Below are 24,850 nucleotides of genomic sequence, written 5' to 3' on the forward strand. Positions count from 1 at the left end.
ATGCAGGCTATTCGCGATACACGCAGTGCACCGCCGCCGCCTCGCCGTAAGGCAGGCAGCCGTGGCGCCGTGCGCGTGCAGCCGGCGCAGCCACGGCAAATGCCGCGCCTGCGTCTGCCGAGCGCGGGCCTGCAGGGTATCGGGCGGCGTTTGCAGCAACTGCTGTGGCCGCTGCTGCTGGTGGCCCTGGGTATGGGCCTGTACGAGCTGGGCAGCCGCCTGATGCCCTTGGCTGATCGCCCTATCGCGCTGATCAGCGTTGAGGGCGACCTGCAATACATTGATGGCGATGCGGTGCAGGGGGTGATTGAACCCTATCTGCAAGACAGCTTCCTGGGCATCGATCTGGACGGTCTGCACACCGACCTGCAGGCCATGCCCTGGGTCGCTCAGGCGTCAGTGCGCCGGGTCTGGCCGGATCGTCTGGTTATTCAACTGGATGAGCAACTGCCGGTTGCTCGCTGGGGCGACAGCGCGCTGCTCAACAACGAGGGCAAGGCATTCATGCCGCAGAACATCGGCAGCTTCAGCGAGCTGCCGCGCTTGAGCGGGCCCGAGCGCGCCAAGCGCAAGGTCATGCGCCAGTACCAGCAGTTCAGTGGCCTGCTGCGCCCGCAGGGCATGGTGGTGAGCAGCCTGGAGTTGCGCGACCGCGGCAGCTGGTTCCTGACCACCGAGGACGGCATGCAGTTGCTGCTCGGTCGCGACAATCTGGTGGAAAAGATGCAGCGGTTCATGACCGTCGAGCAGCTGATGCTGTCCGACCGTCGTGACCTGATCGCGCGGGTTGACCTGCGCTACAGCAACGGTATGGCCGTGGCCTGGCGAGAAGCCGCCACGGCGGAAACAGCGGGGGAGTAACGGGAGATTATGGCAAGCAAGCAGGGCAGCAGAATGATTGTGGGCCTGGACATCGGCACCTCCAAGGTGGTCGCGCTGGTCGGTGAGATCGGCTCGGACGGCGAGCTGGAGATCGTCGGTATCGGCTCGCATCCCTCGCGCGGACTCAAGAAAGGCGTGGTGGTGAACATCGAGTCGACCGTGCAGTCGATTCAGCGCGCCATCGAGGAAGCCGAGCTGATGGCCGGCTGCCAGATTCACTCGGTCTACGCCGGTATCGCCGGTAACCACATCCGCAGCCTCAACTCCAACGGCATTGTTGCGATCCGCGACCGTGAAGTGGTGCAGGCCGATATCGAACGCGTATTGGATGCAGGTCAGGCGGTCGCCATTCCGGCGGACCAGAAGGTGCTGCACATCCTGCCGCAGGAATACGTCATCGATAACCAGGAGGGCGTACGCGAGCCACTGGGCATGTCGGGCGTGCGTCTGGAAGCCAAGGTGCACCTGGTGACCTGCGCGCTGAACGCGGTGCAGAACATTGAAAAGTGCATCCGCCGCTGCGGCCTGGAAGTCGAAGACGTGATCCTGGAGCAACTGGCCTCCAGCTACGCGGTGCTGACCGAGGACGAGAAAGAGCTGGGCGTCTGCTTGGTAGATGTTGGTGGCGGCACCACTGACATCGCGATCTTTACCGAAGGGGCGATTCGCCACACTGCGGTGATTCCGATCGCCGGTGATCAGGTCACCAACGACATCGCCATGGCGCTGCGTACGCCGACCCAGTACGCCGAAGAAATCAAGATTCGCTACGCCTGCGCGCTGGCCAAGCTGGCCGGCCCGGAGGAAACCATCAAGGTGCCCAGTGTGGGCGAGCGCCCGCCGCGCGACCTGTCGCGTCAAGCGCTGGCGGAGGTGGTCGAGCCGCGCTACGACGAGCTGTTCACGCTGATTCAGGCAGAGCTGCGTCGGTCCGGCTTTGAAGACATGATCCCGGCCGGCATCGTGCTGACCGGTGGCACCGCGAAGATGGAAGGGGCCATTGAGCTGGCCGAAGAGATTTTCCACATGCCGGTTCGCCTTGGTATGCCCCAGGAGTTCAAGGGGCTGACCGATGTGGTCCGCAACCCGATTTACGCCACCGGTGTGGGCCTGCTGCATTACGGCATCAAGCACCACGGTGAGCAAAGCTCTCAGCCAACTGACAGCAACAAGGCGTCAGTGGTCGAGCGTATGAAGAAGTGGTTCCAGGGCAACTTCTAGTCGCCCGCAGTTATCAGACCCGCCAGAGCGGGCATATGCAGTAAACGAAACGACAACGAAACAAAGAGTGATTCAAGGAGAAAGGCCATGTTCGAACTTATCGATAATGTTCCCCAGAACGCAGTAATCAAAGTCGTCGGCGTTGGCGGCGGTGGCGGAAACGCCCTCCAGCACATGGTGGTCAACAACGTGGAAGGCGTTGACTTCATCTGCGCCAATACCGACGCGCAAGCGCTGAAAAACGTCAGCGCCCGCACTGTCCTGCAACTCGGCTCCGGCGTGACCAAGGGTCTGGGTGCCGGCGCGAATCCGCTGATCGGCCGTGAAGCGGCGATCGAAGACCGCGAGCGCATTGCAGAAGTCCTGCAAGGCTCCGACATGGTGTTCATTACCGCAGGCATGGGCGGTGGTACCGGTACCGGTGCTGCGCCGATCGTTGCTGAAGTTGCGCGAGAAATGGGCATCCTAACTGTTGCCGTGGTGACCAAGCCGTTCCCGTTTGAAGGTCGCAAGCGTCTGCAGGTTGCCGAAGAAGGTATCCGCGAGCTGAGCCAGCACGTTGACTCGCTGATCACCATCCCGAACGAAAAACTGCTCACCGTACTGGGCAAAGATGCCAGCCTGCTGGCTGCTTTCAGCAAAGCCAACGACGTGCTGCTGGGCGCGGTACAGGGTATTGCTGACCTGATCATGCGCCCGGGTATGATCAACGTCGACTTTGCCGACGTGAAAACCGTCATGAGCGAAATGGGCATGGCAATGATGGGTACCGGCCACGCCAGCGGCCCGAACCGCGCCCGCGAAGCGGCCGAAGCGGCTATCCGCAGCCCGCTGCTCGAAGACGTTAACCTGATGGGCGCTCGCGGTATCCTGGTTAACATCACCGCTGGCCCCGACCTGTCGCTGGGTGAGTTCTCCGAAGTGGGTAGCACCGTTGAGGAATTCGCTTCTGAGTCTGCGACTGTTGTTGTGGGTACCGTTATCGATCCTGAACTGCGTGACGAGCTGCGCGTTACCGTGGTTGCCACTGGTCTGGGCGCACGCGAGAAGCCGGTCAAGGTTGTCGACAACACCGCTGCTGCTGCACCGACTGCCCGTCAGTCCGACGCTGCTGCACCCAACTATCGTGACCTGGATCGCCCGACCGTGATGCGTAATCAGCCTGCAACCAGCGCTGCGGCGCACCTGAGCAAGCCGGCAGAAGATCTGGACTACCTGGATATCCCGGCCTTCCTGCGTCGTCAGGCCGATTGATCTAGTTAATCGGAGGCATAGGGGTAATTGGTATTCATCAAAAGCGGTCTTTGCTATGATGCACGCCAATTTATTGAGGGTTTTTCGCAACCAGAGCGGAAGCAAACATGATCAGACAACGCACACTGAAGAACGTCATCCGGGCAACCGGTGTAGGTCTGCATTCGGGTGAGAAGGTATATCTCACCCTGAAGCCGGCACCGATTGACACGGGTATCGTGTTCCGTCGCGTGGATCTCGACCCTGTGGTCGAGGTCCCTGCCCGAGCCGAGTGCGTGGGCGAGACGACCATGTCCACCACCCTGATCAAGGATGGTGCCAAGGTCGATACCGTCGAGCATCTGCTGTCTGCCATGGCCGGTCTGGGGATCGATAACGCCTATGTCGAGTTGAGCGCGCCGGAAGTCCCGATCATGGACGGCAGTGCCGGTCCCTTCGTATTCCTGATTCAGTCGGCAGGTATTGCCGAGCAGGATGCAGCCAAGCAGTTCATCCGCATCAAGCGGGAAGTGACTGTCGAGGAGGACGGCAAAACCGCGACCTTCGTGCCTTTCGAGGGCTTCAAGGTCAGCTTCGGGATTGATTTCGACCACCCTGTGTTCCGTGGTCGTAGCCAGTACGCCAGCGTCGACTTCTCCAGTACCTCCTTTGTTAAGGAAGTCAGCCGGGCACGCACCTTTGGCTTCATGCGCGATATCGAGTACCTGCGTTCACAGAACCTGGCGCTCGGCGGCAGCGTTGACAACGCCATTGTCGTTGACGAATACCGCGTGCTGAATGAAGACGGTCTGCGCTACGAAGACGAGTTTGTGAAGCACAAGATCCTGGATGCCATTGGTGACCTGTACTTGCTGGGCAAAAGCCTGGTTGGCGAGTTCCGTGGTTACAAGTCCGGTCATGCGCTGAACAACAAGCTGCTGCGCGCGCTGCTGGCTAATCAGGATGCATGGGAGCTGGTGACCTTCGATGACGCAGGCACCGCACCAATTTCCTTCATGCGTCCGGCCACTGCTGTATGAGGGCCTGAGCCCACACCTTTCTCGTTTCGTTGTACTTTGTTTCGGCCACCCTCGGGTGGCCGTTTTCTTTTTTGGTGGGCAGGGAACTTTATGGTGGCTTGGGTGTCCCTGTGTGCCTCAGGACTGTCCCTGGCCATCGTCGTGGTGACGAGCCAGGCGTTGCAGGGCGGCTTTCAAGCCCGGGTCTTCCACGTAGTCAGCGGTTTCTCGCAGACTGGCACTGGCTACCTGTGAGCGCGGCATAATGCGAACCGGTGGTTCTTTTTTGACCAGTGGTGGTTGTACCTTGCAATGAATTTTCGTTAAGGTGGCGAATTCGTTGAACGCCTGTAGCTGGCGAATCAGCCGTTTTTGCTGATAGCGCAGTCTGGTTGCCCAATGGCTGCTGCTGACCACCAGGCGCAACGTGCCGCTATCCAAAGCCGCAACATGACAATGTGGGCGAGCTGCCGGTTCCAGTCTGGACTCCAGTAGCGCCTGCAATCGCTCAATTTGACGGGATTTTTCCAGCAGCGCCTTTAGCGTGCTGTTGGTGCGTAACAGGTCGGTTGGTCGACGTGCATCCAGTGGACGGAATGCCATAGGGGTTGCTGCCAGCCAGAGAAGTGAAGGAGCGGCCATGCTAACAGAAGCGCCGCTACGATTGTTTGGGGTCGTTATTTGAATATCATCATTTTAACCGGGCGCCACGGTGCGTCGCGGACCGTGACGCTAGGGGCGCACTGGGTTGCCGCGGGAGTGAGCCTGTTGCTCGCCTTGCCGTTGGTTGCTTCCCTTGTGACCTGGCAATTGCTTTCCGGTTCCGGAAGTGCTGGTGTCGACGACTCGGCCCTGCCGGCCTGGCAGCAAGCTCTGCAGGAATATGAAGTAGATCCGCTGCTCGAAGACGATGGTACGCAAGCGCAGATCGAGCGTATGAGTCAGCAGCTGGCACGCTTGCAGATGCGCCTGACCCGTCTGGATGCGCTCGGTGTGCGGTTGACCGAGCTGGGCGAGTTCAGTGATGGCGAGTTTGATTTTGGTGTCGAGGCCGATTTTGGTTTGAGCTCTGAGGTTCAGCCCGGCATGGGTGGGCCCGAACTGCGCGATGATGACCTGAGCTACAACGCGCCAGACCTGCAGAGCCTGATCGAGCAATTGTCTGCGCGAGTGGATAACCGCACTCGCCAACTGCAGCTGCTGGAAGATTTGATGGTCAGCCGGCAGACCGATGTCGACGCCGTTCTCGATTTCATCCCGGTGCCTGACGGGCGCCTGTCTTCCGGTTTTGGTCGTCGTACCGACCCGATCACCGGTCGCTTCTCGATGCATAACGGTCTGGATTTTGCCGCCCCCCGCGGTACCCCCATTTATGCGGTTGGGGCTGGCGTGGTTACCTTTGCCGCCCGCAACGGCGCCTACGGCAATATGGTAGAAATCAATCACGGCAATGGCCTGAAAACCCGTTATGCCCACGCCAATGAGCTGAAGGTGAGCAAGGGCGATCTGGTCCAGAAGGGGCAGGAGGTTGCCACGGTCGGCAATACCGGGCGCTCTACCGGCGCGCACCTGCATCTGGAAGTCTACCGAAATGGCATGGCGGTCAACCCGCGCCGTTTCCTGGCATTGAATTAGTCTCGCGCCGCCCCCACTCATATCCTTTCATACCGGCCTTTGCCTGAATTGTTCTGGCAAAGGTCGCGCCGGCTGCGCGGTTTAATGTGCAGCAAGAATCAGAGTAGAATGCCTTTTTCAGTGCTGGTCCGGGCTGCACGGGACTGAGCTCGTCACCTCTCACATGGATACCTAATTCGATTATGTTTGCGCCGTTAGTCAGAAAGCTGTTGGGAAGCAAGAACGATCGTGAGTTGAAGCGCATGGGCAAGGTGGTTGTTGCCATCAACGCTCAGGAAGAGGGGTTGAATGCGCTGAGCGATGAACAGCTGAAGGCGAAGACCGGCGAGTTCAAGCAACGCCTGGCCGATGGTGCCACCCTGGACCAGCTGCTGCCCGAAGCCTTTGCCGTTGTCCGCGAGGCGGGCAAGCGGGTGATGGGCATGCGTCACTTTGATGTCCAGTTGATCGGCGGCATGACACTGCACGAAGGCAAGATCGCCGAGATGAAAACCGGTGAGGGTAAGACGCTGGTAGCAACGCTGCCTGTCTACCTGAATGCGCTGGCCGGCAAGGGCGTTCACGTGGTGACGGTCAACGACTATCTGGCTAGCCGTGACGCCAATACCATGCGTCCGCTGTACGAGTTCCTTGGCATGACCGTTGGTGTGGTGGTGCCATTCCAGGACCCACAACAGAAGCGCGCTGCCTACCAGTGCGATATTACTTACGGCACCAACAACGAGTTGGGCTTTGACTACCTGCGCGACAACATGGCCTTCCGTTTGGAAGACAAGTTCCAGCGCGAGCCCTATTTCGCGGTGGTCGATGAAGTTGACTCCATTCTGATCGACGAGGCCCGTACGCCGTTGATCATCTCCGGCCCCGCCGAAGACAGCTCGCAGATGTACGCAGCGATCAACAAGCTTATCCCCCTGCTCAAGCGTGGCCAGGCCGCCGAAGAGGGTGTGGAGGCGGTCGATGGTCATTATCTGATCGACGAGAAGGCGCGTCAGGTTGAACTGACCGAAAGCGGTCACCAGTTTATCGAAGACCTGCTGGTACGCGAGAAGCTGCTCAATGAGGGCGACAGCCTTTATGCCGCGCAAAACCTGGGCCTTTTGCATCACGTCAATTCTGCGCTGCGTGCACATACCCTGTTCCATCGCAACGTCGAGTACATCGTGCAGAACAACCAGGTGCTGCTGGTTGACGAGCACACCGGGCGCACCATGCCGGGCCGTCGTCTTTCCGAGGGCCTGCATCAGGCTATCGAGGCGAAGGAAGGTCTGCAGATTCAGGCCGAGAGCCAGACTTTGGCCTCCACTACCTTCCAGAATTATTTCCGTCTGTACCAGAAGCTGGCCGGTATGACCGGTACTGCGGATACCGAGGCCTTCGAGTTTCGTCAGATTTACGGCCTCGACGTGCTGGTCATTCCGACCAACAAGCCGATGGTGCGCAAGGATTACAACGACCTGGTCTATCTCAGCATCGAAGAGAAATTCGCCGCCATCGTCGCCGATATCAAGCATTGCATGGAGCAGGGCCGCCCGGTGCTGGTAGGTACTGCATCCATCGAGTCTTCCGAGGTGGTGGCGCAACTGCTCAATCGTGAGAAGGTGCCGCACAAGGTCCTCAACGCGAAATTCCACGAGAAGGAAGCCGAGATCGTGGCCCAGGCGGGTCGTCCGGGCGCGGTTACCATCGCTACCAACATGGCAGGTCGTGGTACCGATATCATCCTCGGTGGTAACTGGGAGGCCGAGGTCGCGGCCCTCGAGAACCCCACCGATCAGCAGATCGCGCAGATCAAGGATGAGTGGCAGCTGCGCCACCAGCAGGTGCTGGAAGCCGGCGGCCTGCACATCATTGCCTGCGAGCGTCACGAGTCCCGCCGTATCGACAACCAGCTGCGTGGTCGTGCCGGCCGTCAGGGCGATCCGGGCTCCAGCCGCTTCTACCTGTCGCTGGAAGACAACCTCATGCGCATCTTTGCCTCTGACCGGGTGAAGAACTTCATGAAAGCACTGGGCATGGAGAAGGGCGAGGCGATCGAACATCGCATGGTCACCAATGCCATCGAGAAGGCCCAGCGCAAGGTTGAGGGGCGCAACTTCGACATCCGCAAGCAGTTGCTGGAATACGACGACGTTGCCAACGAGCAGCGTAAGGTGATCTACGGGCAGCGCAACTCCATCCTGGCCAGCGAGTCGGTCGAGGAAACCATTGCCGCCATCCGTCAGGATGTGGTCACCGACATGGTTGCCATGCACATGCCGGCAGGCAGTCTGCCCGAGCAGTGGGACATTGGCGGCCTAGAGCAGGCGCTGGCCGGCGAGCTGGGCCTGCATCTGCCGATCCAGCAGTGGCTGGATGAGGACGAGCGGTTGCAGGAGCAGGGCGTAGCCGAGCGCATTCTGGACGCGTTGGTTGAGGCCTATCGCGAGAAGGAAGCGCTGGCCGGCGCTGAAGCCCTGCGTACCTTTGAGAAGCAGATGCTGCTGCGCGTGCTGGATGATCTGTGGAAAGAGCACCTGGCGACTATGGATCACCTGCGTCAGGGTATTCATCTGCGTGGTTATGCGCAGAAAAACCCCAAACAGGAATACAAGCGCGAAGCCTTCAACCTGTTCCAGGAGATGCTGGAAACGCTCAAGCGCGACACCATTCGCGTGCTGAGCCATGTACAGGTACGTCGCGAGGACCCGGCCGAAGAAGAGGAGCGTCTGCGCCGCCAGGCTGAGGAAATGCAGCGTCGCATGCAGTTCAAGCATGAAGAGGTCAATGCCGTCGCAGACGAGGCAGAGCCTGCCGAAGAGCCCCAACAAGCTGCTGCGCCGCAGACCCGTGAAGGGCCCAAGGTTGGCCGAAATGACCCCTGTCCCTGTGGCTCCGGCAAGAAGTACAAGCACTGCCACGGGCAGATAAGCTAAGCCTGAAAAGCAGTTGTAAGCTTCAAGCGGCAAGCTACAAGGTAAACCCGTTAACCCTCGGCTTTATAGTCGGGGGAATCTGTATGCTTTTGAAGCTTACAGCCTCTCTCCCTCTTTTTTGGAGCGTCAAACATGCCTGTCGGTCTCGGCCCGTTACCTGCGTTGCACCCTGTCTCCGGTTTTCGTCTTGGTATTGCTTCGGCCGGTATCAAGCGTGTTGGCCGCAAGGATGTCGTGGTTATGGAGGCCGCTCAGGGCTCCAGCATTGCTGGCGTGTTTACCCGTAATGCCTTTTGCGCTGCACCTGTCACCCTCTGTCGCCAGCGGTTGACCGGTTCGCCGCAGTACCTGCTGGTCAATACCGGTAACGCCAATGCCGGTACCGGCAAGCCTGGTATGCAGGCTGCCGAGCGCACCTGTGAGGCGCTGGCCGAGAAGGTGGGTTGTGAGGCGGCGCAAGTGCTACCGTTCAGTACCGGTGTGATTGGCGAGTTGTTGCCTGCCGACAAGGTTATCGCCGCGCTGCCGGCTGCTCTGGCGGACCTGGCCGAAGATAACTGGGCGCATGCTGCTGAAGGCATCATGACCACCGATACCCAGCCCAAGGGCTGCAGTCGGCGTATCGAGATTGCCGGTCAGGTCATCACCATTACCGGTATCTCCAAGGGCGCCGGCATGATTCGTCCAAACATGGCAACGATGTTGGGCTATATCGCTACCGATGCACCGGTAGCGCAGCCGCTGCTGCAGGCGTTGCTGCGGGAGGCGGCCGACCTGTCGTTCAATCGCATCACCATTGATGGCGACACCAGCACCAACGATTCCTGCATGCTGGTTGCTACCGGCAAGGCGGACATCCCGCTGATCGATAGCCCCGAAGCCCAGGGCTACGAGGAGCTGGCAACCGCCATCAAGGATGTGATGCTGACACTGGCGCAGGCTATTGTGCGTGACGGTGAAGGGGCGACCAAGTTCGTAACCATTCGGGTCAACGGTGGCGCCAACAACGATGAGTGTCTGGATGTCGCTTATGCAGTAGCCCATTCTCCGCTGATCAAGACCGCGCTCTTTGCTTCCGACCCCAACTGGGGGCGCATTCTGGCCGCCGTTGGCTATGCCGGTGTGCCGGATCTGGATGTCGAGAAAATCGACGTTTATCTGGATGACGTCTGCATTACCCGCCAGGGCGGTCGTGCGGCAGAGTACGAAGAGTCTCAGGGTGCGCGTGTGATGGGGCAGTCAGAGATCACCATTCGCATCGAGCTGGGGCGCGGCGAGGTGAGTGAAACCTTGTGGACCACCGATCTCTCCCACGAATACGTGCGGATTAACGCCGAGTACCGGACCTGAGGTGCTGAGGCGCACACCTGGTCACAGGTGTGCGCCTCACTCATGGCATAGCTGCGCATTGCCGTGCCTCAAACTGGCGAGATTCCGTGCGCAGGCGGCCGACACGATTGATGATCAGCGCTCGGCCGCGCTGCGCTAAATCTGGCGGGCACAGCCTGAAGCTACCGGCCAGAAAACCGCCGTACACCTGTTCTGACTCGCCCAGCGCGTTGTAGCGCAGGTAGCCTTGCAGTTGGCCGCTAGCAGTGACGCTCGACACCAATGCCGCCTGATCTTCCAGCAACAGGACGTCATCGGCGCCAAGGGCAAGGTTGTTGTCACGGTCGACAAACACCTGCCAGCCTCTGTTCCAGTCCCCCGCTAGCGGCATCATGACCACCGGTTCGTTGCGGTCGATGGCCTCGTTTCGAGTAAACCTGATGCTGCGCTCCAGCGCGTCCTGCGCGCTGTCCAGGCGATGCTGGTTAATCAGCCTGCTGAACGACGGCACGCCAATACTTACCAGAATGCCCAGCAACGCTAAGGCGACAAGCAGTTCGGTCAGGGTAAATCCGTTACTTTTCATCTGCACTTGGCCCACACCTTCGGATCGGTTGTCAGCTTGTCCGGTGATTATGACCGCCTATCTGCAGTGCCGAGCTATTGATGTAGGCGAGATTTATGATCTACCAATCAAAAAGTGGAGGTTCTGAGAATGCAGCGGGAAAGAGGGTTTACTGTGCTCGAGCTGATGGTGACGCTAGTGGTCGCTGCCATTGTGTTGAGTCTTGCCGTGCCGTCCTTCCAGAGAACTGTTGCAAATAATGCCGTTAGATCAACTACGAGCGACCTAGTCTCCGCCTTGAATGCCGCCAGGGCGGAATCTATGAGTTCTAGGGCGATGGTTACCGTGTCACCCCAGGGTGGGGACTGGGGGAATGGATGGACGATAGTGCATCAGGCCTCTGTAAATAGTGACGACGCTTATCAGCTTGCCGATAAGGTCAGGATTCGTAGTGATATCGCCTCCGTTGTCTTCAGGCCAGAGGGTGGGCTCACTGCTGCGGGAAACAACATCACGATCTGTCACGAAGATGCCACCATTGATGGTAGGCGTATAACCCTCTCTTTTCTGGGGCGTGTGACGGTTGAAACGATCGCAGGGGGGTGTGGAGCGTGAACAGGCTTTCGATGAAGAGTGCTCAAGCAGGTGTGAGCATGGTGGAAGTGCTCATCGCGGTGCTTGTTCTGGCTGTCGGTGCGCTGGGGTTTGCAGGTGTGCAGGTGGTTGCGATGCAGAAATCCGAAGATGCTAATTACCGTAGTGCGGCCATGCTGATCGCCCAGGATGCAGTAGAGCGAATTCAAGCCAACGCGGCTGAGATTGCCGATTACCGGAACGGCACTGCGATCGTCACTCCTTCCAGCGCTCCCGCTCAGACGTGCGGTAATGGGTGTGACGTAGTCGATTTGGACTTGGCTCAGTTGGCGTGGGCGGCGAATCAGACCTTGCCAAATGGGCTGATCAAGATTGATAGCTGCGACTTCAATGGGTTGACCTGTGTGGTGCTGAATTGGGGAGAGCGTGACGGTGCGGTGAATAGTATCGATGCTTGCACTAGCGGTGCCGGTGTGAATCTCGCCGAGGATGCAAATTGTCTGGTAATGGAGTTCGCTCGATGAAGCACTCACAACAAGGGTTGACCCTAGTAGAGCTGATGATTGCATTGTTGCTTGGCTTATTGCTGAGCTTCGCGGCTATACAGCTGTTGGTGAGCAATCAACGAACTTTCTCGCTGCAGGAGGCAGTGGCCGGAGTGAACGAAGATGGCCAGACGGTGTTGCGCTATATCGCTGCTGATATTCGCAACGCTGGGCGCGGTGGTCAGATTGAAGGGTTTGTCCAGCCGGTAGTGTTGGCGCTATCTGTTGATGACTCTGAAGGTAATCCCGTCGCTTTCCAGTCAACAGATGGGGGGGCGAACGGCAACGACGTATTGGTGGTTAGCTACTTGGCTCAGCGGGCTTGTCAGGGTGCCGACTTGACGGCAGGCGGCGCCAATCCAGAGGGCGAGATCGTTGTTAATCGCTACTTTGTCGTAGACGACAGCTTGTGGTGTGCGAGTGTGCGTCAGCTTGAAGGAGGCGGTTATGCCGCGTTAGCCCCCAATGCAGTGGAGCTGATTTCAGGAGTTGATAGCTTCCAGGTTCTATATGGCGTTGATGGAAGTCTCAATGGTGAAATTGGTGCTACCCGCTTTGTATCGGCGACAGATCTAGCTGCAGCTGACTCTGTTGTGTCCATACGAGTAGGTCTGCTTCTTCGTAGTAGCGATACAACATTGCCTGTTCCAGCGGGTGGCCAGACGGTCTCTGTGCTTGATCAGCAGGTTGTGACGCCGGAAGATCGCGCAATCCGCCGTGTCTTCTCTACCACCGCTCAAGTTCGCAACGTCTATTGGGATGGTATTTGATATGAATTCTCTGACTAACAACGGTTCTGCGCAACGAGGGTCTGCATTGATTGTCGCGCTGTTTATTTTGCTTATGGTATCGGTTCTGGGGATATCAGCGATGCGAACAAGCATTTATTCCGCCAAAGTGGCCACGGGTGTTCAGGCGGACACCATGAGTTTTGATGCAGCAGAGTCGGCCGTGGCTATGAGCTTGGAGCGCTTGCGTGGGCTAAATGACACCGAGCTTTCAAGGTCTGTTCTTAATGGTGAGTCAATGCAAACCTGTCTTCTGTCAGATGGTTCGCTGAAAAATAGTGAGTGTGGCAATTCGGATCGGATGGACTCGCGTGAGCTTCTGCAGGCTGGTAGTTATATTGTTCATTTGCAGAATAATTGCCGAATGGTTTCCGGTAGTGATGTCGAGATATATCGAGACTATGTGATTGATATATTGGGTGAAAGTAACATGCAGTCCTATCAGATAGAGAATAATCACTTGCAAGAGGCCTTGAAAGTAGGTCTCGACTGCGTCCAGCTTTGAGTCTGGAGGAGGCGAAAATGAAGGTTTTTACTCGTTACACTCCTGTTGCTTTCTTTGCCGCGGCAGCGGTGTTTTCTTCGGCTCAATTGTGGGCTGAAGATGTTGAGGTGTATTACTCTGAGGTGTTATCAGACGACTCAGTGAATAAGAATGTCGCTAACGTCATGATTATGCTGGATAATTCTGGCTCCATGCGGAACTGTGAAACAGGTACGGGGGCCAGCTGGTGTACGGGGAGTGATTGGCGTGAGCGCAGGATCAATCTATTGCATGATGCAATGGAGACCATTCTGGATGAAGTGGATGAGAACGTAAACATAGGGTTGGGGCGATTCAATAATTCCAGTAACGGTGGTTATGTCATGGTGCCTGTCATGCCGGTGACTGAGAAGACGCGCCCTTACTTTGACGCTGCGCTTGACTCGATCAATCCTAATCGAAATATTCAGTCTCCTTCCGGTAGCACCGCAGACAGGATGCCAAGGACCGGTACGCCAACTTCGCTTGGTTATGAGGAGATGGCGGACTATATGCTTGGCCGTGCCAGTAGTAATTCGTACTCTTCTTCAAATAACCAGTTTTGTATTAAGGATGAGTATGAAGAGCAATGCACTACAGAGTACGAGTACTCTGGTGGCCAGCCAGTAGACTTTTGCGATGTTGATGAGCCGACCTGCTCTGCAAGTTACGGAGGTTGGGCTACATTGCCTGCAAGTCAAAATTGTACTGTTGGTGATCTATGCCAGATCCTCTGGAGTAACCCGATAAGATATGATTTTTGGCGGCCCCAGCCTTCCTGCCCGTCGAGTGCGGCGATCTGTCAGTATAACAACGATAGATGGTGGGACCCGTGGTACAGGACTGGGCTTTATCAGGTGCGAGAGGTTAATTATCTTCAAAGTCAAGTCTTGAATGAGGTTACTTATTGTGAAATGGTGCCTACTGGTAACTGTGCCGAATATGCACAAATCACATCTGGCACCAGATATGACTCTCCCACTGTCCAAGCTAATCAGTGTGAGTCAAATCACATCATTCTGTTTACTGATGGCGCGCCCTCTGGCGATAGCCCTAGCGATGTTAATCTCGTTAGCTGTACGTCGGGATCTTACAATTGTCAGGAGCGCATTGCCCGGCATCTGAATCGCGAAAATAATGCGATTGGGCGTGAGATTAAAACCCACAATATCGGGTTGTATATGGGGAGTGGCACTCTGGCAAATATGCAGGGCGTGTCTGCGGCAGGTGGTGGAAGTACTTACAATTCCGACAACGCAGATAGTCTGCTGCTTGCGTTTCAGTCAACCCTGGACCTGATCGCTGACGAAGCCAGCACAATGGTGTCACCGGGTGTGGCGGTGAGCCAAAGTCAGCGTTTTCAGCATCTTGATGAAATGTATTTTTCGTTATTCAAGCCGCTGCAAAATAGTTTCTGGAACGGCAACCTCAAGCGCTACCGGGTTGAGGTGGATGATGGTGAGGCGACTTTCTACGATGCGTCCGGTAGTAATGCGATGACCGGCAGTGAGTTCTCTTCCTCGGCCCGCAGTTGGTGGAGTCGTTCGGTCGACGGCGCCGATATCATGCTGGGCGGCGCTCGTGATCGACTGCAGACTACGTCGCGCCGGCTCTTCTATACAGCCGCGCCTGGCGGCAGTCTGCGCCGGTTTGATCTGAATGATTTCACCAATGCGCAGCTGCTGTTACCCCCGGAGGCTACCGATGCGGTGCGTGGGAACGTAGAACGTGAGCTGCTCAATATGTGGGGCGACCCGCTGCACAGTCGGCCGCTCATGGTTAACTATGGTGGTACTACTGTGGGTGAGGACTTTGTTGAAGACAACATTGTTTTCGTCTCAACCAACGCCGGCATGCTGCACGCAATCGATACCAGTAACGGCGATGAAAAATTTGCCTTTATGCCCTACGAGTTTATCTCGAAAGCCTCTAGCTACACGGTTAATCGCCCGCCGCTTGCCGGGGGGAACAAACGCCAGACATACGGGTTGGATGGTAGCTGGTCGGTGTTGCGGCAGCCTGGCGCCTCGCTTGAGGACGCACCATCAAAGGTCATGATTTATGGTGGGATGCGGCGTGGAGGTAATAGCTATTTTGCGCTGGACGTCACCAATGTAAGCAGTCCGCAGCTCGCATGGCAGATTAGTGGCGGCACCGGTGACTTTGTCGACTTGGGCCAGACTTGGTCTACGCCGAAGGTGGCTCGTTTCCCAACTAGTGATGGTGGGAGTATTCCGGTGGTGATCTTTGGTGGGGGGTATAGTCCAGCAGATCACGATGACCACAAGGAGCGCCGCGCTCAGGATGAAAAGGGCAACGCAATCTATGTGGTAAATGCCAACACCGGCGAGTTGGTTTGGTCTGCGGGTAGCCGGAGCGGGAATGTAGCAACAACCGTGTCAAGTATGACGCACTCGATTCCAGGGAGCATCGCGGTAGTTGATGCTGATTCTGATGGGGTGGTTGATCATTTGTATTTCGCCGACCTTGGTGGGCAGTTGTTCCGCGCTGACATCGATGGTTCGGAAGCTGGTGCCCATAGCGTCACGCTGCTGGCGCGACTCGGTGGTACTGGCGAGAACCACCGTCGATTCTATGAGCAGCCGACGGTTTCATATGTGCGCGATGGAGCTTATTCCAGTTACTACGTGTCGCTGGCATCGGGGTATCGTAGCCACCCACTGGATGTTGATGCGCAAGATGCGCTCTTTGTGTTGCGTGACCGGGAGCCTTTTGGTGGTCCCGCGAAATCGGCGGCGACACTTGGCGACTTCACTAATGTGTCGACCGGAGCTGAGCCCGATACAACTAAGCGTGGCTGGTATATGGCGTTGAATAAGGCCGAGGGCGAGAAGTCGCTATCCTCGCCGGCCGTCTTCAATTACGAGGTGCTATTCACAACCTACTCTCCAGCTACCTCTTCGGATGATGAGGCTGATCCCTGTTCGGTCAGCTACGGGCAATCTTACCTGCACCGGGTTAACTTGCTGACGGGGCAGGGTGAGCGCTATACGCTGCTGCAGCCCGGCCTGCCGCCGGGAGTCACTGTTCTGTTTGGCGAGGACGGTGATACAGCCATCGTTGTTGGAACCGAAACCATTCCGGAGGGCGCTGGCGGTGGCGGTGGCGGTGGCGGTGGCGGCACGTTGCGTGATCTGCGCCATGGTCGCTGGATGCAGTTGACGCCGGACGCTGCTGGGGCTATCAAACTGCCTCAGGATGAAGGCGGGGAGGGGGATTAACCGTGATGAGAAAAGCGATGAAGTTCTCGCGTAGTACCGGTTTTACGATAGTCGAGGTGATGATTGTGGTAGCGATTGTGGGGATTCTTGCCGCAATCGCTTATCCCTCTTATCAAGAGCACATTCGCAATACGCGAGAGGCGGAGGCTAAGGGGCAGATAATGGAGTATGCAAGTGCGCTGGAGGCCTTTAGAGCTAAGACTTTTGCATATCCTGTTGATGATGCTGCGGCCAGGGCATTGGCCCCTGATGGGCTATATGGCGGCGACTTCTATACACCGGTATACAGCCGCGATAGTCCTCATGCCTTTACTATCACGGCGACCCCGAAAGGTATTATGACGGGCGAGCAGACGCTTGAGTTTGAGACCGTAAATGGTGGGCCGCAGTGGGCAGACTGAGGGGCCCTTACATCTGCTCCAGCAACACCCCCGACTCCATATGGTGGGTATAGGGGAATTGATCGAACAGAGCGCACCGCACTACGCGGTGCGTTTTTGTAAGCGTCTGCAGGTTGTCTGCCAGGGTTTCCGGATTGCAGGAGATGTAGAGAATGCGCCGGTAATCCTTGATCAGGTCCAGCGTGGCGGGGTCTAGGCCAGCCCGCGGCGGGTCGACGAAGACGGTGCCGAACTCAAAGCCGCTCAGGTCGATGCCTTGTAAGCGGCGGAAGGGGCGTACGCCGGTCAGCGCCTGGGTCACCTCTTCGCTGGCAAGGCGCACCAGGGTGACATTGTCCATGTTGTTCAGACGCAAGTTTTCCTGTGCGGCGCGTACCGAGCTTTTGGCTAGCTCGGTGGCCATAACCCGGCGGAACGCGGTAGACAGCGGCAGCGTGAAGTTGCCGTTGCCGCAGTACAGCTCCAGCAGGTCGTCACTGTTGCTGCCGGCGGCATTCAGCGCCCACCCTAGCATGTGCTGGTTGACGCCGCCGTTGGGCTGGGTGAACCCGCCTTCAATCTGCTGGTACTGCCACTGGCGGCCGGCCACTTCCAGCACTTCCACTACATGATCTGTCTGCAGCACACGTTTTTGGCCGCGGCTGCGGCCGATCAGTTGTACCCCGAGTTGCTCGGCCAGTGCGAGGGCGGGAGCATCCCAGGTGTCGTCCAGTGGGCGGTGGTAGCACAGGGTGATCAGTGCCTGGCCCGATAGCGTTGTCAGAAACTCAACCTGGAACAGCTTGCGGCCCAGAATGGGATCGGCCTTGCAGGCGTCCAGCAGGGGCATCATCAGTGCGTTGATCTGGCGGCTGGCGATGGGCAGTTGGGTTATCAGGATAGGCTTGCGTTTGTCGCCCTGCTCAAACATCGCGTAGTGCGGTTCGCCATTCTCGTACCAAAGACGAAACTCGGCGCGCAGGCGAAAGTGTTCGCGCGCTGATTCGAATACCTCGGGGCCGGGGGCGTCAAAGGGGGCGAGTAACTGCTCCAGACGTTCGCGCTTGGCTGCCAGTTGGCTTTCGTACTGCTCGGGTTGGAATGCGGTACTCATCAGCTGAACAGCGCCAGTTTGATTACGAACAGGCCAGCCAGAACGTACAGGCTGGGGTTGAGCTCACGCCAGCGGCCCGCCAGCAGCTTGATCACGGTCCAACTGATAAAGCCCAGCGCGATGCCGTTGGCGATCGAGAAGGTCAGCGGCATGGCTAGCGCGGTCACGACGACCGGGGCGGCTTCTGTCAGGTCATCCCAGTTAATCTGCACCAAGCCGTGGGTCATCAGTACTGCAACAAACAGCAGCGCAGGTGCCGTCGCATAGCCGGGTACGGCCGTCGCCAGTGGAGAGAAGAACATGCTGAGCAGGAACAATAGCGCCACCACGCAAGCGGTAAGGCCTGTGCGGCCGCCAGCGCTGATGCCTGCGGTCGACTCGATATAGCTGGTGGTAGTCGAGGTGCCGAGCGCGGCGCCTGCCATGGTGGCCGTGCTGTCGGCCATCAGCGCGCGGCCCAGGCGCGGCATCTTGCCGTCGGCTTCGACCAAGTTGGCCTTTTGTGCCACGCCGATCAGAGTGCCGGAAGTGTCGAACAGGTCGACGAACAGGAACGCAAAGACCACGCTCAGCAGGCCGACTTCCAGGGCTCCCTTGATGTCCAGCTCCAGAAAGGTCGGTTTCAGGCTGGGCGGTGCCGACACAAGGCCGTCGAGGTGGCTAAGGCCAAGCAGGAAGCTGGCAGCGGTCACCAGCAGGATGCCGATCATTACGGCGCCTGTGACCTTGCGGTAGGAGAGGGCAACGATCACGGCAAAGCCGGCTGCCGCCAGCAGTGGCTCGGGCTGGCCCAGATTGCCCATGGTGACCAGCGTGACCGGGTGATCAACCACCAGGCCTGCGCTCTTCAGTGCGATCAGCGCGAGGAAGAGTCCGATGCCCGCTGCGATGGCGGAGCGCAGTGGTAGCGGGATGCTGTCGATGATCCACTCACGAATGCGGAACAGGCTGAGCAGAAAGAACAGAAAGCCGGACAGGAATACCGCGCCGAGGGCGACCTGCCAGCTGTAGCCCATGGAGCCGACTACGGTGTAGCTGAAAAACGCATTCAGCCCCATGCCGGGTGCCAGCGCGATGGGGTAGTTAGCCCACAGGCCCATGACCAAGGAGCCGATGGCCGCTGCGAGGCAGGTGGCGACGAAGGCGGCACCTGGGTCGATGCCGGCATCGGCCATCATCATCGGGTTAACGAAGATGATGTAGGCCATGGTCAGGAAGGTGGTAACGCCAGCGAGCACCTCGGTGCGTACGTTGCTGCCGTGTTCGCGCAGTTTGAACAGTTTTTCCAACATGGTTGTGGCGTTCCGGGCTGAGTGCGAAAAGCCGGCAATTGTAGCGGATTCGCCGCTGCGGGTGAATTTTTGCCGACAATGTGTCAGGCTTGTCGGCCATTTTTCTAGCGGAGTGCCGCCACCATGAGCAATACAATCGATACCGACGAAAAGCGCGTCAGCTACGGCATTGGCCGCCAGATGGGTGACCAGTTGCTGGCCAGCAATATTCCTGATCTGGATCTGGAGCTGGTTGCCGCCGGTCTCAAGGACGCCTTTGGTCAGCAGGCCAGTCAGGTGCCGGAAGCCGAGCTGCAGGCTGCCTTCCAGGTGCTGCAGGGCAAGATGCAGGCCGCTGCCGAGGCTGCTGCAAAAGAGGCGGCGCAGGCCGGTGTCGATTTTCTGGCTGAGAACGCCAAGCGCGAGGGCGTTGTGACTCTGCCTTCTGGCCTCCAGTACGAAGTGGTTACCGCGGGCACTGGCGCTACGCCTGAAGCGAGCTCCACTGTGCAGACCCACTATGAGGGCACGCTGATTTCCGGTGAGGTGTTCGACAGCTCTTACAAGCGTGGTCAGCCGGCAGAATTTCCGGTTGGTGGCGTGATTGCAGGCTGGACCGAAGCGCTGCAACTGATGCAAGAAGGTGCCAAATGGCGCCTGTTTATTCCCTCCGAGCTGGCCTATGGCGCTCGCGGCGCGGGCAACAGCATTCCGCCGCACAGCGCGCTGGTGTTCGATATCGAGCTGCTGAAAGTGCTTTGATCGGGTTGCGGCCACGGTATGCCGTGGCCGTAAGGCGGTGCGTGGCCCGTTCCTTCGTAGGGCCACGACATGTCGTGGCCGCGTTGTGCAGGTTAGAAGCTGCGCTTGACCGCAAAGCGTGCCAACTGCTCCAGCGCGTCGCGGTATTCAGACGCGGGCAGAGTGTCCAGCAGCGCGATGGCGCGATCAGCATGTTGCTGGGCAAGGCGGGCGGTGTAGTCCAGTGCGCCAGATGCGGTTACGGCTTCGCGAATGGGCGTGATGTCCTCGGTGCCACCTTTCTGGATTGCCTGGCGAACCAGCGCTGCCTGCTCTTCAGTGCCGTGGCGCATGGTGTAGATCAGCGGTAGCGTGGGTTTGCCTTCGGCCAGGTCATCGCCGACGTTCTTGCCCATCTCGGCTGCATCACCGCTGTAATCAAGCAGGTCGTCCATCAGCTGGAAGGCAATGCCGAGCGCGTCGCCAAACTCGCGCAGTGCCTCGACCTGGTCAGCCTTGGCGCCGGCAAGGACTGCAGCGCTGTGGCTGGCCGCTTCAAACAGCATCGCCGTCTTGCTGCGGATGACTTCCATATAGGTGGCTTCGTCGGTATTCGCGTCGCGTACCTTCGAGAGCTGCAGTACCTCACCTTCGGCGATCACGTTGGTCGCGTTCGCCAGGATCTGCATGACCTGCATGTTGCCCAGCGCCACCATCATCTCGAAGGCGCGGGAGTAGAGGAAGTCGCCGACCAGTACGCTTGGCGCGTTGCCCCACAGCGCGTTGGCGGTAGAGCGGCCGCGGCGCAGGTCGGAGGTGTCGACCACGTCGTCGTGCAGCAGGGTGGCGGTATGCAGGAACTCGATGATTGCAGCGAGCGAGTGCTGCTCGCTACTGTCGGCGCCGCAGGCGCGCGCGCTGAGTAGCACCACCAGTGGACGCAGGCGTTTGCCGCCCGCGCTGATGATATAGTGGCCAATCTTTTCCACAAGCGGGACCCGGGAATGCAGTTGATCCAGGATCAGCTGGTTGACCGCAGCAAAGTCTCCGGCGACCGGCTCATAGAAAGGCAGCGTGCTCATTGAATGCAGAATTCCAGAAAAGGTTCCGCGGCATGCTAGGTTGCGGGCTGCGGGCTGTCAAGAAAGGCGGGTTGTCGCAGTGTTTCAAGGCTTGCTTAATAGTAGGTGGTTGAGTAAAATCCGCGCCCTGAGATAGAAAGCATCCCTGTTTTGACAATGGCAAGGTGGATCTCGATAGGCGAGGTCACTTGCAGCCATGCCAGCCAATAACCATTAGACAAAGCGCTGGGTGAGCAGGATTACGGAGAAAGCAACATGTACGCAGTCATTGTTACCGGCGGCAAGCAATACAAGGTCGCTGAAGGCGAGTTCCTGAAAGTAGAAAAACTGGACGTTGAAACCGGCGCCAGCATCGAGTTTGACAAGGTGCTGCTGGTAGGCAACGGTGATGACGTCAAGATCGGCGCGCCGGTCGTTGAAGGTGCCAAAGTGACTGCAGAAGTCAGTGCACACGGTCGTGGCGACAAAGTTCGCATCATCAAATTCCGTCGTCGCAAGCACCACATGAAGCGTCAGGGCCACCGTCAGTGGTACACCGAAATCAAGATCACCGGCATCACTGCCTAAGCTGATTCAGGAGAGTAAAGACTCATGGCACACAAAAAAGCAGGCGGTTCCACGCGTAACGGCCGCGATTCAGAATCCAAACGACTTGGCGTGAAAATCTACGGCGGTCAGGCCATCATCCCGGGCAACATCATTGTCCGTCAGCGTGGCACCGAGTTCCACGCCGGCAAAAACGTCGGTATGGGCAAGGATCACACCCTGTTCGCCAAGGCGGAAGGCGTGGTCAAGTTTGAAGTCAAAGGCAAATTCAATCGCCGTTACGTTAGTGTCGTAACTGCCTGATTGGCCCGAGATTGCAAAAAGCCCTGTCTTGCGACGGGGCTTTTTTGTTTGTAGCGTATTCTTTCCATTAGCCCGTCCCTTCCGGGAAGGGGAGCAGAATGAAATTTGTTGATGAGGTAGCCATCACGGTCAAGGCTGGTGATGGTGGTAATGGCTGCATGAGCTTTCGGCGTGAGAAGTTCATCCCCAAAGGCGGCCCTGATGGCGGTGACGGTGGCGATGGCGGCTCCATCTTTCTGGAGGCGGACGTCAATCTCAATACCCTGGTGGACTACCGCTACACGCGGCGTTTTAACGCCAAGCGCGGCGAGAATGGCCGTGGCAGTGACTGTACCGGCGCCAAGGGCGAGGACATGGTTCTTCCCGTCCCGGTGGGCACCACGGTAATTGACGCGGGTACTCAGGAGATCATTGGTGATCTGACGGAGCCTGGGCAGCGCTTGCTGGTTGCGCAGGGCGGCTTTCATGGTCTGGGTAACACTCGCTTCAAGTCCAGTGTGAACCGCGCGCCACGGCAGACCACCCAGGGCTCGCTGGGAGATCTGCGTGATCTCAAGCTGGAGCTGAAGGTGTTGGCTGATGTCGGCTTGCTGGGTCTGCCTAACGCCGGCAAGAGTACCTTTATTCGTTCTGTTTCCGCCGCCAAGCCCAAAGTGGCTGATTATCCCTTTACCACTATGGTGCCCAATCTGGGTGTGGTGGATGTTGGTCAGCTGCGCAGCTTTGTGATTGCTGACATTCCGGGTGTTATCGCTGGCGCCGCCGATGGTGCGGGTCTGGGGACGCGCTTTCTCAAGCACCTGTCGCGTACGCGTCTGCTGCTGCATCTGGTTGATATGGCTCCGCTGGATCAGTCTGATCCTGTTGAGGCGGTTGAAACTATCCTGCATGAGCTGGGCAAGTTCAGCCCTTCGCTGACCTTGCGTGAGCGTTGGCTGGTGCTGAACAAGTGCGACCAGCTGCTCGAGGACGAGCAGCAGACGATTCTGGATGATGTCGTCGAGCGTCTGGAGTGGGAAGGTCCGGTATATGTTATTTCGGCGTCTGAGCGACAGGGTACTGCTGAGCTGGCCAAGGATGTCATGAATTGGCTGGATGAGCGTGAGCATCGACTGGTCGAGGATGAAGAGTACGCCGAGGCGATGGCGGAGCTTGATCAGCGCATTGAAGATGAGGCTCGGGCGCATATCCAGGAGCTGGATGATCGGCGTGCGCTGCGCAAGCAGGGTATCGGTACCGGCGATCTGGATGATGACGACGATGAGGATGATGAAGACGGACCTGAGATCATCTACGTCCGTTGAGTGAGCGCCGTGGTGGCGGCCGCAGTCGCCACGGGTAGGCTTTGACAATTTGTTGATGGAATCAGCATGCGTGAAAAGGTAACCGGGGCCCGTCGCTGGGTGGTGAAGATTGGCAGTGCGCTGCTTACTGGCGACGGTCGTGGCCTCGATCAGGCGGCCATGGCGGTATGGGTTGAGCAGCTGGCGGCCTTGCGCGCCTCGGGTGCTCAGGTGGTGCTGGTGTCCTCGGGGGCGGTGGCGGCCGGTATGAGTCGTCTTGGCTGGAGTGAGCGGCCCAAGACTACCCATGATCTGCAGGCGGCGGCGGCCATTGGGCAGATGGGGCTTGTACAGGCCTGGGAGTCCAGCTTTCAGCGTCACGGGTTGTCGACTGCGCAGGTGCTGCTGACCCATGATGATCTGTCAGATCGCAAGCGCTACCTGAATGCCCGTAGCACGCTGCGCGCCTTGCTGGATCTGGGTGTTATTCCGGTTATCAACGAAAACGACACCGTCATCACTGACGAGATCCGCTTTGGCGACAACGATACCCTGGGTGCCTTGGTGACCAATCTGGTTGAGGCCGACCTGCTGGTTATTCTGACTGATCGTGATGGCTTGTTTACCGCCGATCCGCGCAGCAACCCAAATGCTGAGCTGGTGTCCTCCGCCATGGCGGATGACCCTGAGCTGGATGCAATGGCGGGCGGAAGTGCGGGTGCGCTGGGCCGTGGTGGTATGGCGACCAAGTTGCGCGCTGCGCGTCTGGCCGCCCGTTCCGGGGCGGCCACGGTGATTGTGGGTGGCCGGCTGGAGCGAGTGATTGATCGGCTGCGCGCGGGCGAGTCGCTGGGTACGCTATTGCTGTCCGAGAAGGGCATGCTGGTGGCGCGCAAGCAGTGGTTGGCGGGGCACCTGCAAACCCGTGGTCGCCTGTTGCTGGATGCGGGGGCTGTTAGGGCGCTGCGCTCGGGCAAGACCAGTTTGCTGCCGGTGGGTGTTGTGGGGGTTGAGGGCGGTTTTCGGCGCGGCGAAATGGTCGTCTGTGTTGGGCCTGATGGGCGCGAGGTGGCGCGAGGCCTGGTCAATTACGCTGCGCAGGATGCGGCGCGCATTGCCGGCAAGTCAACCGACGAGATTGCCAGCATTCTGGGTTATATCGATGATCCGGAGATGGTGCATAAGGACAATCTGGTCCTGGTGTGATGCGCAACTGGCCACGGCATGCCGTGGCCCTGCGGATTCGTGCGGTAGGGTGGGCAAAGCTGCAGGTGTGCCACCGAGCGCTGGTGGTCTATGCGCACGCACAAAAAAACCGGCCTAGGCCGGTTTCAGACTGCTGACAAAGCCCCTAGCCGAAAGGCGGGGGCTTTTGTTTAATGGGTTGTCGTTTATCGCAGGCCAACCCGATGCTCAAACCCCCTTCACCCAAACAACACGCGCTGGAGATGGTCACCCTCGAAGAACTGGTGCCAGCTGACCATCTGCTGCGCAAGATCGCCCAGCACATTGATTTCGAGTTCATTCGTCCTGCCACCCAGCACCTGTATTGTGCTGACAACGGTCGCCCGGCGATTGACCCGGTCACTCTGTTCAAGATGCTGTTTATTGGCTACCTGTTCGGCGTGCGCAGCGAACG

General features: G+C 58.4%; 24 protein-coding genes. 19 read left to right on the forward strand and 5 right to left on the reverse strand.

Annotated elements, in window-relative coordinates; translation table 11 throughout:
* The 4 genes from BM116_RS17385 (at position 1) to lpxC (ending at position 4,376) form a co-directional block, all read left to right on the forward strand.
* Positions 1-861: a cell division protein FtsQ/DivIB gene (locus BM116_RS17385; protein WP_083728264.1), complete on the forward strand. Its 861-nt coding sequence runs from the start codon at positions 1-3 to the stop codon at positions 859-861.
* Between the two features lie 9 nt (positions 862-870).
* Positions 871-2,103, forward strand: a complete 1,233-nt coding sequence (gene ftsA / locus BM116_RS17390; protein WP_083728263.1) for a cell division protein FtsA — start codon at positions 871-873, stop codon at positions 2,101-2,103.
* A gap of 87 nt (positions 2,104-2,190) precedes the next feature.
* A complete protein-coding gene (gene ftsZ, locus BM116_RS17395; RefSeq protein ID WP_083728262.1) occupies positions 2,191-3,357 on the forward strand; it encodes a cell division protein FtsZ in 1,167 nt (388 codons plus the stop codon).
* 107 nt (positions 3,358-3,464) lie between these two features.
* Positions 3,465-4,376, forward strand: coding sequence for a UDP-3-O-acyl-N-acetylglucosamine deacetylase (lpxC, locus tag BM116_RS17400; protein WP_083728261.1), 912 nt, complete (start codon positions 3,465-3,467; stop codon positions 4,374-4,376).
* 117 nt (positions 4,377-4,493) lie between these two features.
* On the opposite strand, the gene BM116_RS17405 is transcribed toward lpxC, so the two are convergent.
* Positions 4,494-4,958, reverse strand: a complete 465-nt coding sequence (locus BM116_RS17405) for a DUF721 domain-containing protein (protein WP_083728260.1) — start codon at positions 4,956-4,958, stop codon at positions 4,494-4,496.
* Positions 4,959-5,114: 156 nt separating this feature from the next.
* Between BM116_RS17405 and BM116_RS17410 the strand changes: the two genes are divergently transcribed.
* From BM116_RS17410 to argJ, 3 genes are all read left to right on the forward strand, one after another.
* Entirely contained in the window at positions 5,115-5,990 is an 876-nt protein-coding gene (locus tag BM116_RS17410) for a M23 family metallopeptidase (RefSeq protein ID WP_139056993.1), read from the forward strand.
* 182 nt (positions 5,991-6,172) lie between these two features.
* Positions 6,173-8,905, forward strand: coding sequence for a preprotein translocase subunit SecA (gene secA / locus BM116_RS17415; RefSeq protein WP_083728258.1), 2,733 nt, complete (start codon positions 6,173-6,175; stop codon positions 8,903-8,905).
* 132 nt (positions 8,906-9,037) lie between these two features.
* Entirely contained in the window at positions 9,038-10,255 is a 1,218-nt protein-coding gene (argJ, locus tag BM116_RS17420) for a bifunctional glutamate N-acetyltransferase/amino-acid acetyltransferase ArgJ (RefSeq protein WP_083728257.1), read from the forward strand.
* Positions 10,256-10,295: 40 nt separating this feature from the next.
* On the opposite strand, the gene BM116_RS17425 is transcribed toward argJ, so the two are convergent.
* The gene (locus BM116_RS17425) at positions 10,296-10,820 is read right to left on the reverse strand and encodes a GspH/FimT family pseudopilin (RefSeq protein ID WP_090475293.1); all 525 of its coding nucleotides are present in this window, start codon (positions 10,818-10,820) and stop codon (positions 10,296-10,298) included.
* A gap of 129 nt (positions 10,821-10,949) precedes the next feature.
* Here BM116_RS17425 and BM116_RS19360 point away from each other — a divergent pair, with 129 nt between their 5' ends.
* Genes BM116_RS19360 through BM116_RS19230 form a run of 6 tightly spaced genes read left to right on the forward strand, consistent with a single transcriptional unit; the run spans position 10,950 to position 16,892 of the window.
* Complete coding sequence (locus BM116_RS19360; RefSeq protein ID WP_083728255.1) at positions 10,950-11,414, forward strand: GspH/FimT family pseudopilin; 465 nt, start codon at positions 10,950-10,952, stop codon at positions 11,412-11,414.
* A complete protein-coding gene (gene pilV, locus BM116_RS17435; protein WP_133065870.1) occupies positions 11,411-11,917 on the forward strand; it encodes a type IV pilus modification protein PilV in 507 nt (168 codons plus the stop codon). The genes BM116_RS19360 and pilV overlap by 4 nt, the downstream gene beginning before the upstream one ends.
* The gene (locus BM116_RS17440; RefSeq protein ID WP_083728253.1) at positions 11,914-12,708 is read left to right on the forward strand and encodes a PilW family protein; all 795 of its coding nucleotides are present in this window, start codon (positions 11,914-11,916) and stop codon (positions 12,706-12,708) included. The genes pilV and BM116_RS17440 overlap by 4 nt, the downstream gene beginning before the upstream one ends.
* Before the next feature lies 1 nt (position 12,709).
* A complete protein-coding gene (locus BM116_RS17445) occupies positions 12,710-13,231 on the forward strand; it encodes a pilus assembly PilX family protein (RefSeq protein ID WP_083728252.1) in 522 nt (173 codons plus the stop codon).
* A 17-nt stretch (positions 13,232-13,248) separates the two neighbouring features.
* Complete coding sequence (locus tag BM116_RS17450) at positions 13,249-16,491, forward strand: PilC/PilY family type IV pilus protein (RefSeq protein WP_083728251.1); 3,243 nt, start codon at positions 13,249-13,251, stop codon at positions 16,489-16,491.
* Positions 16,492-16,496: 5 nt separating this feature from the next.
* Positions 16,497-16,892, forward strand: coding sequence for a type IV pilin protein (locus BM116_RS19230; protein ID WP_083728250.1), 396 nt, complete (start codon positions 16,497-16,499; stop codon positions 16,890-16,892).
* Positions 16,893-16,899: 7 nt separating this feature from the next.
* Here the strand turns inward: BM116_RS19230 and trmA are convergent, their stop codons facing one another.
* Both trmA and BM116_RS17465 read right to left on the reverse strand, forming a co-directional pair.
* Complete coding sequence (gene trmA / locus BM116_RS17460) at positions 16,900-17,985, reverse strand: tRNA (uridine(54)-C5)-methyltransferase TrmA (RefSeq protein ID WP_083728249.1); 1,086 nt, start codon at positions 17,983-17,985, stop codon at positions 16,900-16,902.
* A complete protein-coding gene (locus tag BM116_RS17465) occupies positions 17,985-19,277 on the reverse strand; it encodes an NCS2 family permease (RefSeq protein WP_083728248.1) in 1,293 nt (430 codons plus the stop codon). Before BM116_RS17465 ends, trmA begins: the two co-directional genes overlap by 1 nt.
* Before the next feature lie 123 nt (positions 19,278-19,400).
* Between BM116_RS17465 and BM116_RS17470 the strand changes: the two genes are divergently transcribed.
* Complete coding sequence (locus tag BM116_RS17470; RefSeq protein ID WP_083728247.1) at positions 19,401-20,018, forward strand: BamJ family beta-barrel-assembly machinery protein; 618 nt, start codon at positions 19,401-19,403, stop codon at positions 20,016-20,018.
* Positions 20,019-20,110: 92 nt separating this feature from the next.
* On the opposite strand, the gene ispB is transcribed toward BM116_RS17470, so the two are convergent.
* Positions 20,111-21,079 (reverse strand): octaprenyl diphosphate synthase, encoded by a 969-nt coding sequence (gene ispB / locus BM116_RS17475; RefSeq protein ID WP_083728246.1) that lies wholly within the window; start codon positions 21,077-21,079, stop codon positions 20,111-20,113.
* Between the two features lie 255 nt (positions 21,080-21,334).
* Between ispB and rplU the strand changes: the two genes are divergently transcribed.
* The 5 genes from rplU to BM116_RS17500 all read left to right on the forward strand — a co-directional run.
* Positions 21,335-21,646: a 50S ribosomal protein L21 gene (gene rplU, locus BM116_RS17480; protein ID WP_083728245.1), complete on the forward strand. Its 312-nt coding sequence runs from the start codon at positions 21,335-21,337 to the stop codon at positions 21,644-21,646.
* Between the two features lie 24 nt (positions 21,647-21,670).
* Positions 21,671-21,928, forward strand: a complete 258-nt coding sequence (rpmA, locus tag BM116_RS17485) for a 50S ribosomal protein L27 (RefSeq protein ID WP_083728244.1) — start codon at positions 21,671-21,673, stop codon at positions 21,926-21,928.
* A gap of 98 nt (positions 21,929-22,026) precedes the next feature.
* Positions 22,027-23,232, forward strand: a complete 1,206-nt coding sequence (cgtA, locus tag BM116_RS17490; RefSeq protein ID WP_083728243.1) for an Obg family GTPase CgtA — start codon at positions 22,027-22,029, stop codon at positions 23,230-23,232.
* Between the two features lie 66 nt (positions 23,233-23,298).
* Positions 23,299-24,417 (forward strand): glutamate 5-kinase, encoded by a 1,119-nt coding sequence (gene proB / locus BM116_RS17495; protein ID WP_083728242.1) that lies wholly within the window; start codon positions 23,299-23,301, stop codon positions 24,415-24,417.
* A 203-nt stretch (positions 24,418-24,620) separates the two neighbouring features.
* Positions 24,621-24,850: transposase (locus BM116_RS17500; protein ID WP_175494056.1), on the forward strand; the 230-nt coding region annotated here is incomplete at its 3' end.

This window comes from Halopseudomonas pachastrellae, assembly GCF_900114765.1.
Lineage (GTDB): Bacteria > Pseudomonadota > Gammaproteobacteria > Pseudomonadales > Pseudomonadaceae > Halopseudomonas > Halopseudomonas pachastrellae.

Coding starts and splice junctions, on each gene's coding strand:
- BM116_RS17385 (WP_083728264.1), top strand. CDS start 1: ATGCAGGCTATTCGCGATACACGCAGTGCACCGCCGCCGCCTCGCCGT.
- ftsA (WP_083728263.1), top strand. CDS start 871: ATGGCAAGCAAGCAGGGCAGCAGAATGATTGTGGGCCTGGACATCGGC.
- ftsZ (WP_083728262.1), top strand. CDS start 2,191: ATGTTCGAACTTATCGATAATGTTCCCCAGAACGCAGTAATCAAAGTC.
- lpxC (WP_083728261.1), top strand. CDS start 3,465: ATGATCAGACAACGCACACTGAAGAACGTCATCCGGGCAACCGGTGTA.
- BM116_RS17405 (WP_083728260.1), bottom strand. CDS start 4,958: ATGGCATTCCGTCCACTGGATGCACGTCGACCAACCGACCTGTTACGC.
- secA (WP_083728258.1), top strand. CDS start 6,173: ATGTTTGCGCCGTTAGTCAGAAAGCTGTTGGGAAGCAAGAACGATCGT.
- argJ (WP_083728257.1), top strand. CDS start 9,038: ATGCCTGTCGGTCTCGGCCCGTTACCTGCGTTGCACCCTGTCTCCGGT.
- BM116_RS17425 (WP_090475293.1), bottom strand. CDS start 10,820: ATGAAAAGTAACGGATTTACCCTGACCGAACTGCTTGTCGCCTTAGCG.
- BM116_RS19360 (WP_083728255.1), top strand. CDS start 10,950: ATGCAGCGGGAAAGAGGGTTTACTGTGCTCGAGCTGATGGTGACGCTA.
- BM116_RS17440 (WP_083728253.1), top strand. CDS start 11,914: ATGAAGCACTCACAACAAGGGTTGACCCTAGTAGAGCTGATGATTGCA.
- BM116_RS17445 (WP_083728252.1), top strand. CDS start 12,710: ATGAATTCTCTGACTAACAACGGTTCTGCGCAACGAGGGTCTGCATTG.
- BM116_RS17450 (WP_083728251.1), top strand. CDS start 13,249: ATGAAGGTTTTTACTCGTTACACTCCTGTTGCTTTCTTTGCCGCGGCA.
- BM116_RS19230 (WP_083728250.1), top strand. CDS start 16,497: ATGAGAAAAGCGATGAAGTTCTCGCGTAGTACCGGTTTTACGATAGTC.
- trmA (WP_083728249.1), bottom strand. CDS start 17,985: ATGAGTACCGCATTCCAACCCGAGCAGTACGAAAGCCAACTGGCAGCC.
- BM116_RS17465 (WP_083728248.1), bottom strand. CDS start 19,277: ATGTTGGAAAAACTGTTCAAACTGCGCGAACACGGCAGCAACGTACGC.
- BM116_RS17470 (WP_083728247.1), top strand. CDS start 19,401: ATGAGCAATACAATCGATACCGACGAAAAGCGCGTCAGCTACGGCATT.
- ispB (WP_083728246.1), bottom strand. CDS start 21,079: ATGAGCACGCTGCCTTTCTATGAGCCGGTCGCCGGAGACTTTGCTGCG.
- rplU (WP_083728245.1), top strand. CDS start 21,335: ATGTACGCAGTCATTGTTACCGGCGGCAAGCAATACAAGGTCGCTGAA.
- rpmA (WP_083728244.1), top strand. CDS start 21,671: ATGGCACACAAAAAAGCAGGCGGTTCCACGCGTAACGGCCGCGATTCA.
- cgtA (WP_083728243.1), top strand. CDS start 22,027: ATGAAATTTGTTGATGAGGTAGCCATCACGGTCAAGGCTGGTGATGGT.
- proB (WP_083728242.1), top strand. CDS start 23,299: ATGCGTGAAAAGGTAACCGGGGCCCGTCGCTGGGTGGTGAAGATTGGC.